The sequence below is a fragment of the Streptomyces xinghaiensis S187 genome (genome assembly GCF_000220705.2).
Taxonomy (GTDB): domain Bacteria; phylum Actinomycetota; class Actinomycetes; order Streptomycetales; family Streptomycetaceae; genus Streptomyces; species Streptomyces xinghaiensis.
Map to the genome: position 1 here is coordinate 4,690,015 of NZ_CP023202.1, position 16,043 is coordinate 4,706,057.

The 16,043-nt window shown below is 72.5% G+C and carries 14 protein-coding genes and 1 tRNA gene; 5 read left to right on the forward strand and 10 right to left on the reverse strand.

What is annotated here, in order from left to right; genetic code table 11:
• Nucleotides 1-174: 174 nt before the first annotated feature.
• Together SXIN_RS20105 and SXIN_RS20110 are read left to right on the forward strand one after the other, a co-directional pair.
• The gene (locus SXIN_RS20105) at nucleotides 175-831 is read left to right on the forward strand and encodes a nucleoside/nucleotide kinase family protein (RefSeq protein WP_019711485.1); all 657 of its coding nucleotides are present in this window, start codon (nucleotides 175-177) and stop codon (nucleotides 829-831) included.
• A 341-nt stretch (nucleotides 832-1,172) separates the two neighbouring features.
• Complete coding sequence (locus SXIN_RS20110) at nucleotides 1,173-1,766, forward strand: lytic polysaccharide monooxygenase auxiliary activity family 9 protein (protein WP_019711484.1); 594 nt, start codon at nucleotides 1,173-1,175, stop codon at nucleotides 1,764-1,766.
• Between the two features lie 366 nt (nucleotides 1,767-2,132).
• On the opposite strand, the gene SXIN_RS20120 is transcribed toward SXIN_RS20110, so the two are convergent.
• From SXIN_RS20120 to ehuB, 8 genes are all read right to left on the reverse strand, one after another.
• Nucleotides 2,133-3,611 carry an extracellular catalytic domain type 1 short-chain-length polyhydroxyalkanoate depolymerase gene (locus tag SXIN_RS20120; protein WP_019711482.1) on the reverse strand — a complete coding sequence of 493 codons (1,479 nt, stop codon included), beginning with the start codon at nucleotides 3,609-3,611 and terminating at the stop codon, nucleotides 2,133-2,135.
• 295 nt (nucleotides 3,612-3,906) lie between these two features.
• Nucleotides 3,907-5,337, reverse strand: coding sequence for a tannase/feruloyl esterase family alpha/beta hydrolase (locus tag SXIN_RS20125; protein ID WP_095757317.1), 1,431 nt, complete (start codon nucleotides 5,335-5,337; stop codon nucleotides 3,907-3,909).
• A 520-nt stretch (nucleotides 5,338-5,857) separates the two neighbouring features.
• Nucleotides 5,858-5,931: transfer RNA gene (locus SXIN_RS20130), tRNA-Lys, on the reverse strand.
• 93 nt (nucleotides 5,932-6,024) lie between these two features.
• Nucleotides 6,025-6,780, reverse strand: a complete 756-nt coding sequence (locus tag SXIN_RS20135) for an IclR family transcriptional regulator (protein WP_019711480.1) — start codon at nucleotides 6,778-6,780, stop codon at nucleotides 6,025-6,027.
• A 343-nt stretch (nucleotides 6,781-7,123) separates the two neighbouring features.
• Nucleotides 7,124-7,936 (reverse strand): ectoine/hydroxyectoine ABC transporter ATP-binding protein EhuA, encoded by an 813-nt coding sequence (ehuA, locus tag SXIN_RS20140; protein WP_019711479.1) that lies wholly within the window; start codon nucleotides 7,934-7,936, stop codon nucleotides 7,124-7,126.
• Nucleotides 7,926-8,576: an ectoine/hydroxyectoine ABC transporter permease subunit EhuD gene (ehuD, locus tag SXIN_RS20145; RefSeq protein ID WP_019711478.1), complete on the reverse strand. Its 651-nt coding sequence runs from the start codon at nucleotides 8,574-8,576 to the stop codon at nucleotides 7,926-7,928. The genes ehuA and ehuD overlap by 11 nt, the downstream gene beginning before the upstream one ends.
• A complete protein-coding gene (gene ehuC, locus SXIN_RS20150; protein ID WP_019711477.1) occupies nucleotides 8,576-9,322 on the reverse strand; it encodes an ectoine/hydroxyectoine ABC transporter permease subunit EhuC in 747 nt (248 codons plus the stop codon). Before ehuC ends, ehuD begins: the two co-directional genes overlap by 1 nt.
• Complete coding sequence (gene ehuB, locus SXIN_RS20155; RefSeq protein WP_078649137.1) at nucleotides 9,319-10,218, reverse strand: ectoine/hydroxyectoine ABC transporter substrate-binding protein EhuB; 900 nt, start codon at nucleotides 10,216-10,218, stop codon at nucleotides 9,319-9,321. Before ehuB ends, ehuC begins: the two co-directional genes overlap by 4 nt.
• 166 nt (nucleotides 10,219-10,384) lie before the next feature.
• On the opposite strand from ehuB, the gene SXIN_RS20160 reads away from it, so the two are divergent.
• On the forward strand, nucleotides 10,385-10,909 hold the full coding sequence (locus tag SXIN_RS20160) for a DUF3830 family protein (protein WP_019711475.1): 525 nt from the start codon (nucleotides 10,385-10,387) through the stop codon (nucleotides 10,907-10,909).
• Between the two features lie 79 nt (nucleotides 10,910-10,988).
• On the opposite strand, the gene SXIN_RS20165 is transcribed toward SXIN_RS20160, so the two are convergent.
• Nucleotides 10,989-12,413, reverse strand: a complete 1,425-nt coding sequence (locus tag SXIN_RS20165) for an amidase (RefSeq protein WP_095757318.1) — start codon at nucleotides 12,411-12,413, stop codon at nucleotides 10,989-10,991.
• Between the two features lie 196 nt (nucleotides 12,414-12,609).
• Nucleotides 12,610-13,578 (reverse strand): D-2-hydroxyacid dehydrogenase, encoded by a 969-nt coding sequence (locus SXIN_RS20170; RefSeq protein WP_019711474.1) that lies wholly within the window; start codon nucleotides 13,576-13,578, stop codon nucleotides 12,610-12,612.
• 244 nt (nucleotides 13,579-13,822) lie between these two features.
• Here SXIN_RS20170 and SXIN_RS20175 point away from each other — a divergent pair, with 244 nt between their 5' ends.
• Together SXIN_RS20175 and SXIN_RS20180 are read left to right on the forward strand one after the other, a co-directional pair.
• Entirely contained in the window at nucleotides 13,823-14,845 is a 1,023-nt protein-coding gene (locus tag SXIN_RS20175; RefSeq protein WP_095757319.1) for a maleate cis-trans isomerase family protein, read from the forward strand.
• A gap of 331 nt (nucleotides 14,846-15,176) precedes the next feature.
• Nucleotides 15,177-16,001: a maleate cis-trans isomerase family protein gene (locus SXIN_RS20180; protein ID WP_095758114.1), complete on the forward strand. Its 825-nt coding sequence runs from the start codon at nucleotides 15,177-15,179 to the stop codon at nucleotides 15,999-16,001.
• Nucleotides 16,002-16,043: the final 42 nt, after the last annotated feature.

Sequence of the window (16,043 nt, forward strand, 5' to 3'; positions counted from 1 at the left end):
TGCAACCGCATTTCTCGGCACCTTCAGTCGTCGGGCCCTCTGTCGGGAAAGGCGCAGAGAAGGGCCTTGTTCGTGCGACGGACTGTGCGCCCCCGAACGACACCTGAGAGCTGCAACAGGCTGCTGCAAGCGCCTCGTCCGCGCCCGCCCAGCCGCAGGACGTAGCCTGCCGGTATGGACATCGCGGAGCTGGCCGGCGCGGCCTGGGCCCTGACCGGCGGCGGGCAGGGCCGGACCGTGCTCGGGATCGCGGGGCCGCCCGGAGCCGGCAAGTCCACCCTCGCCACGGCGCTGGTCGACCGGATCGAGCGGCGCCATGGTGAGGGCGCGGCCGGCTATCTGCCGCTGGACGGCTTCCACCTCTCCAACCGCCAGCTCGAACGCCTCGGGCTCACCGCCCGCAAGGGCTCCGCGCCCAGCTTCGACGTCTGGGGTTACGAGGCCCTGCTCCGCCGCGTCCACGAGGACACCGGCCGGGACATCTACGTACCCGACTACGACCGCACCTTCCACGAGCCCGTCGCGGCCCGCCATCTGCTGCGTCCGGACACGCGCCTGGTCGTCACCGAGGGGAACTATCTCGCCTGCGTGGCGCCGGGGTGGTCGGAGGCGCGTCGGCTGATGGCGGAGGTCTGGTACGTCGAGACGCCCGACGCCGTACGGGACGCGCGTCTGGTCGAGCGGCAGCTCGCGGGCGGCCGGGACGCGGCCGGGGCCCGCGCCTGGGTGGACGGCAACGACCACCCCAACGGCGAGTGGGTCAGGGGATTCCGGGCCCAGTGCGACCGGATCATCCCGGAACTCGACCTGACCGGCACCGGCCGGGACTGAGAGCAGCCGCCGCGGCCGGGAGAGCGGAAGCCTCCTGCCACCACGGCATCCTCCGGCGACCGGGCGACCGGGCGACCGGCGACCGACGACCGGCGCGTGCGTGCCGTCATGCCACCCCACCCCACCCCTCAGCGGGCCGGCAACAACCTCTGAGATTGGTCTAGACATCATCAACGCCCGCCACTACTCTCCCAGTTGGTCTAGACCGCCACCCCGGGGCTGCTCCCCACCCACTCCCCACCCCACCCCCCCGCAGCCCCCGCTCCTCACCCGAGCCGAAAGAGCCGGGCCCGTGCCGACCCAGCGGGCCCGGACCACCCCCACGTCTTCTGGAGCGACTCATGCGCAGAAAGATCTCCACCACCCTGCTCGGCCTCGGCATCGCCGGCGTCTCCCTCTTCGCCACCACCGGCAGTGCCCAGAGCCACGGCTACACCGACTCCCCGATCAGCCGGCAGGCGCTCTGCGCCAACGGCACCGTGCAGAACTGCGGCGGCATCCAGTGGGAGCCGCAGAGCGTCGAGGGCCCCAAGGGCTTCCCGGCCGCCGGACCCGCCGACGGCGCCATCTGCTCCGGCGGCAACAGCCGGTTCGCCGCACTGGACGACCCGCGCGGCGGCCAGTGGCCGGCCACCGACGTCCGGTCCGGGGAGAGCCGCACCTTCACCTGGCGGCTCACCGCCCGGCACTCCACCACGGACTTCCGGTACTTCATCACCCGGAACGGCTGGAACCCCTCCCAGCCGATCACCCGGGCCGCGCTGGAGTCCCAGCCGTTCCTGACCGTCCCCTACAACGGCCGTCAGCCGGACGCCACGGTGACCCACCAGGGCACCATGCCGGGCGGTAAGTCCGGCCGGCACGTGATCGTCGCCGTCTGGGACGTCGCGGACACCGGCAACGCCTTCTACGCCTGCTCCGACGTGCGGTTCTAGACCTTCCGGACCGCACCTCCGGACCGACCGTCAACGCCACCGCCCGAGAGTGGGAGCACCAGCCGCCGGTTCGTCCGGAGCCTCGGGCAGTACCTCGCCCGCCCCGGGGGCACCAAGCCCTCGGGGCGGGCGACGTCCGTCAACTCGGTCTCCTCGTCGGGAGACACGTAGCGGTGCCCGTCCACCACCGACCCGAGCGGGATCCCTTCCGGGACGCTGGTGAACAGCCGGTTCGGGACCGCGAACGTGCTGGGCCCGACCGTGCGCACCTTCGGCGTCCGGGCGACCGCCCACCGCGCGAACCGGACACGCACTCCGCCCACCAGGACCGGCGCTGGTGGCGGCGGCTCGTGCCCCGGCCCCGGGTCAGGGGGAGGGGCAGCCGGAGTCGGCGATCACGAAGTGGCCCGGGGAGGTCTCCTCAAGGGTGTGGGTGACGAAGACGTTGTACAGGCCCATGTTCTGGCCGGAGCCGTTGGCGTAGACGGTCCCGAGGGCCTGGTGCGCCCGTCCGGCGGCCACCTGCTGGTAGTTGTTGCCGGTGAAGCACCGGTGGGCCGAGCCGGCCGTCGTGGCCCGGACGGCGGCCGTGGCCGGGCCGGCGCGGCCCTGGTCGTCGACCGCTGCGACGGTGTAGGCGTAGGTGGTGCCGGGGGACAGCCCCGTGTCGGTGAAGGACGGCGCGGAGGGTGAGCCCTTCTGGGCGCCGTCGCGGTGAACGCGGTAGGCAGCGGCGCCGTCCACCGCCTCCCACGACAGCGACACCGTCGTCTCGGTGGTGGCCGTGACGGCCGGCCCGGCGGGCGCGGGCAGCTCGCTGCCGCCCTGAGAGCTGTCCAGCCCCCAGAAGCGGCCGATCCGGTAGGAGGCACAGATCCCCATGTCGGGGAAGTACTGCCCCGCGATGCCGCACTGGGTGGCTCCGCCGCCGGGGTCCGCCGGCTGGCCGTGCCGCATGCCGGTGATGGAGTACGACTCGACGGCGGCGTCTCCCGAGGCGTTCTCGTACACCTGGTGCGGGTAGCCGTCGACGGTGTCGCTGATGTCGGCGACCGTGTCGGTGCCGTGGACGTTCGTCCACTGCTCGACGAGTTCGGTCAGGTTCACCGGCTTGACGGTGCTGTCGTTCGTCCCGTGCCACAGCGACATCACCGGCCGGGGGCCGTCGTAGGAGGGATGCGCGGCACGGACCTTGTCGCCCCACTGCCGCGGGCCGAGGTCGCTGCCCGGGTTCATGCAGGACAGGCCGGCGACGACGGTGCGTGCGCAGTCGTACGGGAGGCCCGCGACGACCGCGGCGCCCGCGAAGGCATCCGGGTAGGCCGCGGCCATGACCGAGGTCATCGCCCCGCCCGCGGACAGTCCCGTGACGTACACGCGCGCGGTGTCGGAGCCGAGATCGGCCGCCGTCCGGTCGGCCATCTGTTTGACGGAGAGGGCCTCGCCGGAGCCGCGTGCCATGTCGGAGGGCTCGAACCAGTTGAAGCACGAGTTCATGTTGTTGGCGGACTTCTGCTCCGGCAGGACCAGGGCGAATCCCCATGCGTCGGCCCATCTGGTCCAGCCGGTCTCGTCGTCGAAGCCGGACGCGGACTGGGTGCACCCGTGCAGCGCGACGACGACGGGGCGGCCCGTCGGCAGGCCGTCGGGTACGTACCGGAACATGCGCAGGTTGCCGGGGTTGGAGCCGAAGCCGGTGACTTCCCGCAGGCCCGCCGCCTGGGCCGGGGCGGTGGTGAGACCGCCCAGGACGAGGGCGGCCAAGGACAGGACGAGCGTGAGGGTACGGGCGGTGCGCGCCCGGGCTCCGCGAGCCCGGTGCCGCTCGGGCGGGAAGGGGTGCATCGTGCCTCCTGGCCGGCGCCGGTGAACGAACGGGGGGGAGCCGGAGGTTCGGCAGGCTCTGTGAACGGCCCTGTCCCGCCTCCGGGTTACCTGACGTTACGGGCGCCCGCGCAGGGGCGGTATGGCGATGCGGTCCACCCTGTGCGGGGCAGGACCGTGGCCCGCACCCGTTGCCGGCGAACGGCGCCCCCTGGCACAGCGAGCCGCCCCACAGACCGGCCGGTGGGGCGGAGTTGTGGGGCGGCGTTGTGGTGCGGCGGGTGCGGCGGTGCGTGCGGCGGGCGGACGGGTGCGGTCAGTGCAGCGAGCACGTGTTGACGAGATCCCCCGTGGCGGGGCGCGGAACCGTCCCGCTCGCCGGCGGCGCTTCGCGGCGCTCGACCCAGTCGGTCAGGACCTCGAACGCGGCGCGGTAACAGGGCAGTACGGGGCGGAGCCGGTCGGGGTGGCTGTCGTACAGGCCGTCGACGTGCGTGCCGCCCTGGACGCTGTACGAGCGGTACAGCCGGCCGCGGTGACGGTCGGCGATCATCTTCGTGTACACCTCGGAGTCGGTGGCGACGGGCAGCAGCGCGTCCAGGTCTCCTTGCACGGTGATCATCGGTTTGCCGATCTTCCCGGTGAGGGAGACCCGCTGGACCGCCCGCCTGACCGAATCCGGGCGGGAAGCGTAGTCGTAGGCGGCGTCCGAGGCGCACGGTGCGAGGATCTCCGTCACCGTCGTGCCCGCCGTCGGACCGGGGCAGGAGGGGTCGTAGGCCGGGTCGAACTCGGCGCGGTACACCTTCTGTGTGAGGCCGTAGTAGACCTGCTCGTGGTACGGCCACAGGAACTCGGTGCCGGCGGTGAACCCGGCGTCCAGCATGTCCTGGTCGGATGCGCGGCCCAGGGAGTGGGCGACACCGGTGGGCAGGTAGGTGAAGAGGTTGGGGCCGTCGGGCGTCCAGAGCGCGCCCTCCCAGTCCAGCCCGGCGTCGTACAGCCCGGGGTGGTTTTCGAGCTGCCAGCGGGTCAGGTAGCCGCCGTTGGAGATGCCCGTCATGTAGGTGCGCCGCGGGGCGCGGCCGTATGCCTGTTTCACCACCGTGCGTGCGGCGCGGGTCAGTTCGGTGGTGCGGTCGTTCCACTCGGCCACCGCGTCGCCGGGGCGGACACCGTCGGTGTAGAAGTCGGGGCCGCTGTTGCCCTTGTCGGTGGACGCGAAGGCGTATCCCCGGTCGATGACCCAGTCCGAGATCAGGGGGTCCAGGGAGTACTGCTTGCGCAGCCCGGGGGCACCGGTGACCACGAGTCCGCCGTTCCAGCGCTCGGGGAGGCGGATGACGAACTGGGCGTCGTGGTCCCAGCCGTGCGTGGTGTTCAGGCGGGACGTGTCGGGGAAGTAGCCGTCGATCTGGAGGCCGGCCACGCCGGACGGGTTCCTTGTCCCTTGGGCTATCAGTGACGACCAGTCGGCGGAATCGGTGTAGCGGGTCCCGGCGAGAGCGGCCGTGGTCATGTCGGGCAGGCAGGCGTGCGTCTGGAACTCCGCACCGGGCACGGCGATCCTGTCACCGTGCCGGCACGGGTCCGGTGCGCCGTTCGGCACCTCGGCGGCAGCGCCGTCCACGGTGCCGAGCGCCAGCAGGGCCGCGGCGAACAGGGCGGCGGCCGTCCGCACTCTTCGCGGACTCCGCCTTCGCGCGCCTGCCGGGCTTCCGGGGCGCGGGACATCTGTGCCCGGCATGGTGATCCTCCTCGTTGACGAGTGGGCGGGGGGATGGGATGGGGGGTGCCCGGCGGTTCAGCCGGCGCGGCGGACGCGCGGTCCCTGCTCACCGGACGTGCCGGCGTCCATCCGCGGGATCGCGTCCAGGTCCTCGGCCCGGCCCGGGAAGCCCGCGACGTTGGGTCACCATCGCCATGCCGCACATCGTCAGCGGCCGTCGGCGGTACGGGAAATGGGGCGGATCCACACCGCTCCGGCCCCGCACATGGAGGACCCGCCCACAGTGGGCCGGCACGAGCGGTGTCCGTGCGCCGGGCGGAGGCTGCCGCCACCCGGCGCACGCGGCTTGTGGAGGTTCACTCCACGGCCGCCTCCAGTGGCCGGAACCCACGTCCGTGTCGCGCGGCTCAGCCGGCCGGCACGGTGCGGCGGGCGCGGGCCGGAGCCCGGCGCCCGGCCGCGCGGCGCGCAGGCGCGCAGGCGCGCAAGAGACGCGAAGGCCCCTCCGCCGGAACGGAGGGGCCTCTCGTATCGCGCGTGCGCCGCCAGGGACTCGAACCCCGGACCCGCTGATTAAGAGTCAGCTGCTCTAACCAACTGAGCTAGCGGCGCATGCTGACGCCCGGCCATCCTACCCGGTCCGCCGGGGTGCTCCGGCCCGGATCTCCGCCCGGGTCTCCGGCCCCCGGAGCCCCGCCGCCGGCCTCAGAACGTGAGGGACAGCGCCAGCGGCGCCGCCCGGCGGTTGAGCGTCTCGGCCGCCTGGCGCAGCCGGTGGGCGCGCTCGATCGGCAGCGAGAGCGCCAGACAGCCGACGGTCTTGCCGGCGGCGATGGGCACCGCGGCGCAGACCGTGCCCACGGCGTACTCCTGGAGGTCGAGCACGGGAACGGTGGACGGCTGGTGGTCCAGCCTGCTGAAGAGGACCTTCTCGTCGGTGATGGTCCGCGAGGTGAAGCGGGCCGTCTTGTGCCGGGCGAGGTGGTCCTGGCGGCCGTTGTGGTCGAGCTGGGTCAGCAGGCACTTGCCGACCGCGCTGGCGTGCGCCGCCGAGCGGAAGTCCACCCACTCGTTGACCTTCGGGGTGTCCGGCCCGTGGGCGCACTGGGTGATCCGCACCTCGCCGTCGACGTAGCGGCTCAGATAGACCGCGGCGCCGAGGGTGTCGCGCAGCTCCTCCAGATGGCGCTGGAGTTTGTCGGCGAGGGCCTTCTCCCGGGCGGCGGAGCCGAGCAGCAGCAGCGTCCGGCCGACGGCGAACGCGCCGTCCGCGGCCTCGTCCACATAGCCCTCGCGGCGCAGCATCCGCAGCATGGGCGTGAGCCGCTCCATCGGCAGGTCGGTCTCGCGCGCCAGCTCTTCCCCGGTGACGCCGCCGTGGTGGCGGGCGACGCTCTCCAGAACGCGCAGGGCGTGCTGGACCGCGTGGAAGGGCGCGGTCGGCTCGGGTTGCTGCGCCACGGTGTCCCCCTACAGGTGTGACCGTTTGCATCGTCGCCGCGCTCCTGGTTACGGGGAAGCCCGTCCCCCGCTGTCCGTGGGGCCGGCCTCCGCCGCGGCCATGGGCCGGGCTGCACCCACGATAGCGGCCAAGAGGCCGCCCCGGTGGCCGAGTTGTGCACACCGGTGGCGCATTTCCCCGTTGCCGGGGAAGTGCGCCACCGTGGCATATGCCGTGGTCACGGACCGGGTGCGGGAGGCTCGGACGGCCGTCCGCAGGGACCCGGACAGCCGTCCGCAGGAACGGTACGGCGGTGCCGTCCGGCGCCGGGGAACACCCGCCGCCCGCACCCGCGCCACAGGGTCAGAGCACGGCGCTCAGGAACTCCCGGGTCCGCTCGTGCTCGGGCTCGGAGAAGATCTTCTCCGGCGGCCCGGACTCGATGACCCGCCCCGCGTCGAACATCAGCACGTCGTCGGAGATGTCCCGCGCGAAGTTCATCTCGTGGGTGACGACGAGCATGGTGATGTCCGTGGTGTGCGCGATGTCCCGCAGCACGTCCAGCACACCGGCCACCAGCTCCGGGTCGAGCGCCGAGGTCACCTCGTCGAGCAGCAGCACCTTCGGCCGCATGGCCAGCGCCCGCGCGATGGCCACCCGCTGCTGCTGGCCGCCGGACAGATGGTTCGGATAGGCGTCGGCCTTGTCCGACAGACCCACCAGGTCCAGCAGTTCGCGGCCCCGCTCGGTCGCCTCGTCCTTGCTCATCCCCAGCACGTGGACCGGGGCCTCGGTGATGTTGCGGAGCACCTTCATATTGGGGAAGAGGTTGAACTGCTGGAAGACCATGCCGATCTTCTTGCGCACCTCACGGGTGTGCCGCTCGCCCGCCGGGACGAGCTTGCCGTTCCTCTCCTCGTGGGTGAGGTATTCGCCGTCGACGGAGATGGTGCCCTCGTCCGGCTTCAGCAGGGTCATCAGCAGCCGCAGAATCGTCGTCTTGCCGGAGCCCGAGGGGCCGATCAGCGTGACGTGCTTCCCGGCATCCACGGTGAAGTCCAGGTGGTTCAGCACCGTATTGCTGCCGAACCGCTTGGTCACCCCGTCGAAACGGATCAGCTCACTGCCGGCCGCCAGGGCCGGGGTCGCGTTCGGGGAACTGCTTTCAGCGGACAAGACGACGCTCCAGGGCTCGCATGAGGAGGGAAGCCGGGTAGGCGATGAGGATGAAGGCGATGCCGACGACCGTGATCGGCTCGGTCATGACGAAGGTCTCGGACCCGAACTGGCGGGCCTCGCCGAGCATCTCCAGCACACCGATCGTGGCGATCATCGGGGAGTCCTTCAGCATCGCGATGACGTAGTTGCCGAGTGCGGGCACGACCCGCCGGATCGCCTGCGGCAGGATCACCGCGGACCAGGTCCGCGTCCGCGGCAGGCTCAGCGCGGTGGCCGCCTCCCACTGGCCGGTGGGCACACCCTCGATACCGGCGCGGTACACCTCGGCCGTGTACGTCGAGTAGTGCAGACCGAGGCCGATGACACCGGTGGTCAGCGCGGAGAAGGTGAGACCCCACTCGGGCAGCACGTAGTAGAGGAAGAAGAGCTGCACCAGCAGCGGCGTGTTCCGGATGAACTCCGTGAACACCTGCACCGGCCAGCGCACCGCCCGCAGCGCCGAACGCTGTGCCAGGGCCCAGAAGAGGCCGAGCGCGAAGGCGATGAGCGAGCCCAGCACCAGTGCCTGGAGGGTGACGAGGAGACCCCGCCAGAAATCCGGCATGAAGTCGGCGACGGCCGACCAGTCCCACTGCATCAGATACCCCCAGCGCCGGCCGCGTCGGCCGAGATGTCGGTGCGCTCACGGAGATTGAGCTTGCTCAGCAACCCGCCGCCCTTCGCGGGCCGCTGCCCGATCCGGGTCTTCGCCTGCCGCTCGACCACCCGCATGCCGCGGGTCAGGACGAAGGCGAGCACGAAGTACATCACCAGGATGATCGTGTAGACGGGGGCGCTCTCCCCGGTCGCGTTGCGGATCAGCGAGGCGCCGAAGGCCATGTCGCCGACACCCATGATCGACACCAGGGCGGTGCCCTTGAGCAGCTCGATCAGCAGGTTGTTGAAGGGCGGCAGCATCTCCGGCCAGGCCTGCGGCAGGATGATCCGCCGCATCCGCTGCATCGGCGTGAAGCTGAGCGCGATGCCCGCCTCCCGCTGCGCCGGCGACACCGCCTGCACGGCGCCGCGCACGACCTCCGAGCCGTACGCGCCGTAGGACAGGCCCAGCGCCAGCGTGGCCGCCCACAGCGGCAGCAGCTGCCAGCCGAAGGCGACCGGCAGGACGAAGAACAGCCAGAACATCAGTACCAGGGCAGAGGTGCCCCGGAAGACCTCCATGTAGAGGCCGGAGAGGAAGCGGACGATCCACAGCCGGTGGGTCCGGGCGATGCCGACCGTGAAGGCGACGACGGCGCCGAGGGCCGCGCTGTAGACCGTCAGCTGGACGGTGACCCAGAGGCCTTCGAGGAGGAGTTGCCACAAACCCCAGGTGATCTCACTCATGGTGTGCACTTCTCCTCTGCGGTCAGATCCGTCATCTGCTCCTCCGAGAAGCCGAAGGGCCGCATGATCCGCAGAAGTTCACCGCTGTCCTTCATCTTGTGGAGCTCGCGGTTGAAGGCGTCCCGGAGATTCGTTTCGGCTTTGCGGAAAGCGAAGGCCCCGGCGTCGACGACGGGCTCGCCGTCCACGATGGGCTGGATCTCCTCGGTCGCCTCCACGCGCTTCGACTTGGTCTCCTTGATGACGTTCCGCACGGTCACGGCCGTGCCCGCGAAGACGTCGGCCCGCCCCTGCTCGACCGCCAGGAGTCCGGCCAGCTGGTCCGGCAGGGTCATGATGTTCTTGACCCCGGCGTCCTCGGCGTAGCCGATCTCGGCATAGCCGACACCCGTGGCGAGGGTCGCGCCGGCCTCGGCGACGTCCTTGTAGTCGTTGAGGTTCTTGGGATTGCCCTTGCGGACGATGAAGGCGTCGAGCATCTGGTACTCGGGGTCCGCGAAGAGCACCTGCTGGCAGCGTTCGGGATTGATGTACATCCCGGCGGCGACCACATCGAACTGCTGTGAGTTCAGACCGGAGATCAGCGAACCGAACTCCGTCGGGAACGGCTGGACCCTCGGCACCCCGAGCCGTTCGAAGATGCGGGCGGCCACCTCCGGCGCGTAGCCGGTCATCTCGCCGTCCTTGCCGATGTAGCTGTACGGCTGCTCGCCGGCCAGCCCCAGTTTCACGACACCCTGCGCCCGCAGGCGCTCCAGAAGATCTCCCCCGTCCTTGACGTCTGCGGTGGAGACCCGGCTGCAACCGACCGCCCCCAACGCGCTCAAAGCCGCCGCCCCTGCGAGCAGGGAGCGGCGGCCGATCCGGTACGTATCGTTCCCGCGTGGTCGAGCCATGGGCGGCTCGCTACCCGAAGAGCAAGAATTCATGCCGCTCTTTTCCAGCCTTAACCGAGCTGAGACCGCCGCCGGTTCTGTTGTCATTGATCCACTTGCGCCACCATAAGAGCCCCGCGTCCGCACCGGCCGGGACCCGTCCGGGACGACTGACAGGAGCATCCGAATGACCGACTCCGCACCGCGTGACCGCTCCGCCCGGCACATCGAGGTGTCCCTGGCCAAACGCGGTGTGACCTGCACCGCGCGCCTCCTCGACGACCGCGCCCCGATCACCTGCGAAGCCGTCTGGAACGCGCTGCCGCTCGGCGGCGACGTCTACCACGCCAAGTACGCGCGCAACGAGATCTACACCCTGCTCCCCCCGTTCGCCCCCGCCGAGCCCCCGCTGGAGAACCCGACGATCACCCCGATCCCCGGCGACCTCTGCTACTTCACCTTCACCGACACCCAGCTCTCCACCAAGTCCTACGGCTACGAGGAGAATGCCGGACACCGGGGCCGGCGGCAGGTCATCGACCTCGCCCTGTTCTACGAGCGGAACAACCTGCTGATCAACGGGGACGCCGGCTGGGTCCCCGGCATCGTCTGGGGCGCGGTCGTCGACGGCCTCGACCGCATGGCCGAGGCCTGCCAGGACCTGTGGCGGGCCGGGGCGCTGGGCGAGAGCCTCACCTTCCGGCGGGTCTGACCGCAGGGCCCCCCGGCCCGGGCCCGGCGCCGTCCCACGGGGGCGCGCCGGGCCCGGGCCGCACCGGTGCAGGCCCCGGTCAGCCCGCGGCGGGCGGCGGCACCTCGTCCGCGACGCCCGCCTCGTACAGCGCGTGCGCCGCGCGCAGCACCAGACCGTCCGTGTGCCGGGGCCCCACCAGCTGCACCCCGATCGGCAGCCCGTCGCCGTCCAGCCCGCAGGGCACGGTCGCGGCGGGCTGCTGCGTGAGGTTGAACGGATAGCTGAACGGCGTCCAGCCCGTCCACCGCGCGTGCCCGGAGCCCTTGGGCACCTCGGCGCCCGCCTCGAACGCGGTGCCCGGCATCGTCGGCGTCACCAGCAGGTCGTACGTCTCGTGGAAGCGGCCCATCTCCCGGCCCAGCGCCATCCGGACGTCCACCGCCGTCAGATAGTCCAGCGCGGTGTACGCCGCGCCCTGCTCCGCCACCTCGCGCAGCGCCGGCTCCAGCAGTTCCAGCCGCTCCGGGCCGAGCGGCTGCACCACCCGCGCCACCCCGCTGAACCACAGGGTGTGGAACGCCTCCACCGGGTCCTCCGCGAGCGGCGGTTCGGCCTCCTCCACCTGGGCCCCCAGCGAGGACAGCAGATCCACCGCCCGGCGTACCGCGGCCGCCACCCGCGGCTCGACGGCCACCCGCCCGCCGAACGAGGCGCTGTACGCCACCCGCAGCCCCGCCACCGCCTCCGTTCCGCGGTACAGACCCGCCGCGAAGTCGGCCGGCACCCGGTCGGACTGCGACCAGTCCCGCCAGTCCGGGCCCGTGATCACGTCCATCATCAGCGCCGCGTCCCGGGCGTCCCGGGTCATCGGGCCCACATGGGCCAGCGTCCCGAACGGGCTCGCCGGGTAGAGCGGCACCCGGCCGTACGTCGGCTTCAGCGCGAAGATCCCGCAGAAGGAGCCGGGGATGCGGACCGAGCCGCCGCCGTCCGTGCCCAGGCTCAGCGGCCCCGCGCCCACCGCGACCGCCGCCGCGCTCCCGCCGCTCGACCCGCCCGCCGTGCGGCGCGGATCGTACGGATTGACGGTCACCCCGTGCCGCGGGCTGTCGGTGACCCCCTTCCAGCCGAACTCGGGGGTCGTCGTCTTGCCGGTGAACACCGCGCCGTGCTCCCGCAGCCGGGCCACCGCCGGGGCGTCCTCCTGCCAGGCGGCCGGATCACCGGCGTCCACGGTGTGCGAACCCCGCAGGGTGGGCCCGCCGCGCAGCAGCAGCAGATCCTTCACGGACACCGGCACGCCGTCGACCAGCCCGGCCGGCTCGCCGCGCAGCCAGCGCCGCTCGGACTCGGCGGCCTGCGCGAGGGCGCTCTCGGCGTCCACCCGCACATGGGCGCCCACCACCGGCTCGGTCCGCTCGATCCGCTCCAGGACGGCGCGGGCCACCTCGACGGGGGAGAAGGCGCGGGTGGCGTAGCCCGCGAGCAGGCGGGTGGCCGTGAGGTCGCAGAGCTCGGTCATCGGGGCCTCCAGGGGATGCGGCGGGGGAGCTGCGGGTGGCGGGTGGGTGCGGGGGGTGGCTGCGCGGGTGCGGGGCGGACGCCCGGGGTGCCCGCGGTGCCGCGCCCGGGGCCGGGCGTGGTGGCGGGCCGGGCCGGGAGCCGCCGGGAGCGCCGGACGTGTCCGGGCCGCTCGGGGCACCGGTGCCCACCGGTGCTCAGGGCACCGGCACGTAACCGAGCCGTTTGTCGACCACGTTGACCAGGGGCTCTCCCGCCACCCAGCGGTCGAAGTTGTCCATGAACTGCTCGGCCAGGGCGTCGCGCCAGCCCACCGTGTCCCCGCTCATGTGCGGGGAGACCAGCAGCCCCGGGGCGTCCCACAGCGGGCTGTCCGGCGGGAGCGGCTCCTCCTCGAAGACGTCCAGCGCGGCGCCCGCGAGCGAACCCTTGACCAGGGCCTCGGTCAGATCGCGTTCCACCACCAGCTGCCCCCGCCCGACATTGATGAACCGGGCTGTCGGGCGCATGAGCGAAAAAGCTTGCGCGTCGAACATTCCGTGGGTGTCCTCCGTCAGCGGAGCCGCGGCAATCACCCAGTCGGCGGAAGGCAGAAGATCTTTCAGAGCCGCGTTGCCGTACACGCGATGGAATTCCGCATCGTTTTCCCGCGCGGTGCGCCCGACGAGTTCCACGACGACACCCAGTGCCGCGAGTGTACGGCCGATCGCCCGGCCGATCGGGCCGGAGCCGGCCACCACCGCGCGGCTGCCCGCCAGCCGCATCGTTTCCCGGTGCCGCCATTGCCGCCGTTGCTGGAGTTCCCAACTGCCCGGCAAATCCTTGGCCAAGGCGATCACGAGCCCGGCGACGTACTCCGCGATGGGCTGCTCGAAGATCCCCCGGGCGTTGGTCACCACCGCGTCCGAGTCCGTCAGCTCCGGGAAGAGCAGCCGGTCGACCCCCGCGCTGGCGGTGTGCACCCAGCGCGGCCGGCGCCCCTCGCCGGGCCAGGCGCCGCGGAGCACATCGGTGGTGAAGTCCCACACCAGCAGGGCGTCGGCGGAGGGCAGCAGCGCCGCCAGCGACTCCGCGTCGCGGGCGTGCACGACTCGGGCCCGGCCGGAGAGCCGGTCGAGCCGGGGGGCGGGCTCGCCGCCGAGGACGAGCAGGGTGCTGTCGGTCATGGGTGGGAAACCATTTCGAAACGTCTCTCCGCTTCGCTGGAGAGGAGCCGGGAAAAACGGCGGGAGAACTGGGATTGACCACGCTAGGGACCGGAAACTACCTTCGTCAATACGGGTAATGCCGACCCGGCTTACGACGTGTCGGCTTCTGTCCCGGCGCCCCGGCGTGCACGGCTTTCGCTTCTGTGGTACCGCCCTCTTTCCTCGGCTTCGGCCTGCCCTCCGTTCGTATTGGGGCTTCGGAATGGACATCTCTTTTCTGGGTGGCCCTCGCCCGCAACGTGGCGTGGGTGTCGTGGCACCGTTCGATTTCGCGCTGGACCGGGAGCTGTGGCGCTGGGCTCCCGACCAGGTCTCGCTGCATCTGACCCGTACGCCGTTCGTGCCCGTCGAGGTCAGTCTCGACCTGGCCCGGCTGGTCAGTGAGCACGAGACCCTCCGGGAGGCCACGCACACGCTGCGCGCGGTCAGCCCCGAGGTCGTGGCCTACGCCTGCACCTCCGGCAGCTTCGTCGGCGGCCTCGCCGGTGAGCGCGCCATGTGCGCGGCGATGGCCCAGGCGGGTGAGATCCCGGCGCTGACCACCTCCGGTGCCCTGCTGGAGGCGCTGGCGGAGATCGGGGCCCGGCGCATCGCCCTGGTCACGCCGTACACCGCCTCCGTCACCCAGTCCCTGGAGGAGTATCTGGCGGAGGGCGGGGTCACCGTCACCGACCGCGAGTTCCTCGGCCTGACCTGCCACATCTGGAAGGTCTCCTACCGGTCGGTGGTGGAGATGGCCCGGCGGGCGGTCACCCACGGCGCGGACGCGCTCTTCATCAGCTGTACGAATCTGCCGACGTACGACGCCATCCCGCAGCTGGAGGCGGAGCTGCGGATGCCGGTGCTGTCGGCCAATCAGGTGACGATGTGGTCGGCGCTGCGGCGGATCGGGGAGCGGGCGGTGGGGCCCTACCAGGCGCTGCTCGACCCGGTGGCCAGACGCGGTCCGGCGTCGATGACGGCCTCGCCCCCCGCATCCCCGGCGCCGCCCCCGCAGGCGGTGCCCCCGGCACCGTCCGGCGTGCTGCCGGAGAGCCCGGCGGCTGCGGAGGTGCTCGGCGGCCCGGGCGGGCTCGGCCCCGTGGTGCCGTTCGGGGACGGGCGCGGGGAGCCGGAGGCGGCGTTCGCCGGGGCGGCGGGCGGCGCGGGGGCGGAGAGCGAGGCGGCGGACGCCCTGGACGCGCCGCTGTACCCGGACGATCCGGCCGGCCCGGCACCGCTCTGAACCCGTACGGCGCGTACGGCCGGCAGGCCGGCAGGCCGAGCGGAAGGGAGGGGCGGGGAGGGGGACGGGGGAACGGGGGCGACAGGCACGGCGAGACCCAACAGGCAGGAGAGCGAGACGCATGGCAGAGCTGACGACCCCCGGCACCCCTTCCGGCACGACGACCGGTACGACGGGCGCCGCGACCGGCACCACGCCCCGCACGACGGGTGCCGCGACCGGCACGACGGCCGGCCCGGTGACGGGAGCGGCGCCGGCAACGGCCGCGGTCAGGGCGGCGGAGGCCGGGACGGAGACGGCGGGCGGCCCCGGCGCGGCAGCCGTCGGCTTCCTGTACCCGGGGTACTCCGCCGAGGACGACTACCCGCGGCTGGAGGCCATGCTGGCCGGGGCGGGCCCGGGGGACGGCGGCGACATGGAGCCGGGGAGCGCGGCCACCGGCGGTTCCGGCGCCGGGGACGGGGCGCTCGGTCTGGCCGGCGCCGTCACCGGCGCCTCCCCCGCCGTCCGGCTGCCGCTCGTCCACACCGACATCGGCGAGGACGCCCACCGCGTCGACGCCCTGCTGGAGATGGGGTCGGCCGCCCGCCTGGCGGCCCGGGTCGACGAGCTCCGGGCGCGGGGCGCGCAGGCCGTCGTCTGGGCCTGCACCAGCGCCAGCTTCGTCTTCGGCCGCGAAGGCGCACAGGAACAGGTGCGCGAACTGGCGCAGGTGGCCGGGCTTCCGGCCTCCAGCACCTCCTTCGCCTTCGCCCACGCCATCGGAGACCTGGGCGTCGAACAGGTGGCCGTCGCCGCCACCTATCCGGAGGACGTCGCCGAGCTGTTCACCGCCTTTCTGAAGTCCTTCGGCACGGAGGTCGTGGCGATGCGCGGCAGCGGCATCATCACGGCCGCCGAGGTCGGCACCTGGGGCTGGGAGGAGGTACGGGCCCTCGCCCGCGCGGGCGACCACCCCGAGGCGCAGGCCGTGCTGCTGCCGGACACCGCGCTGCACACCGCCGCGTACATCGCCCGGCTGGAGGCGGAGCTTGGCAAGCCGGTGCTCACCGCGAACCAGGTGACCGTCCGCGAAGGGCTGCGGCTGCTCGCACACCCGGTGCCGCACCGGCCGCGGCTCGGAGCGCTCTTCTCCGCGGCCGCGGCCGCGGCCTGACGGGGAGGAGAAAGAGGAGGACCGCGGACACGGCCCTCCGGA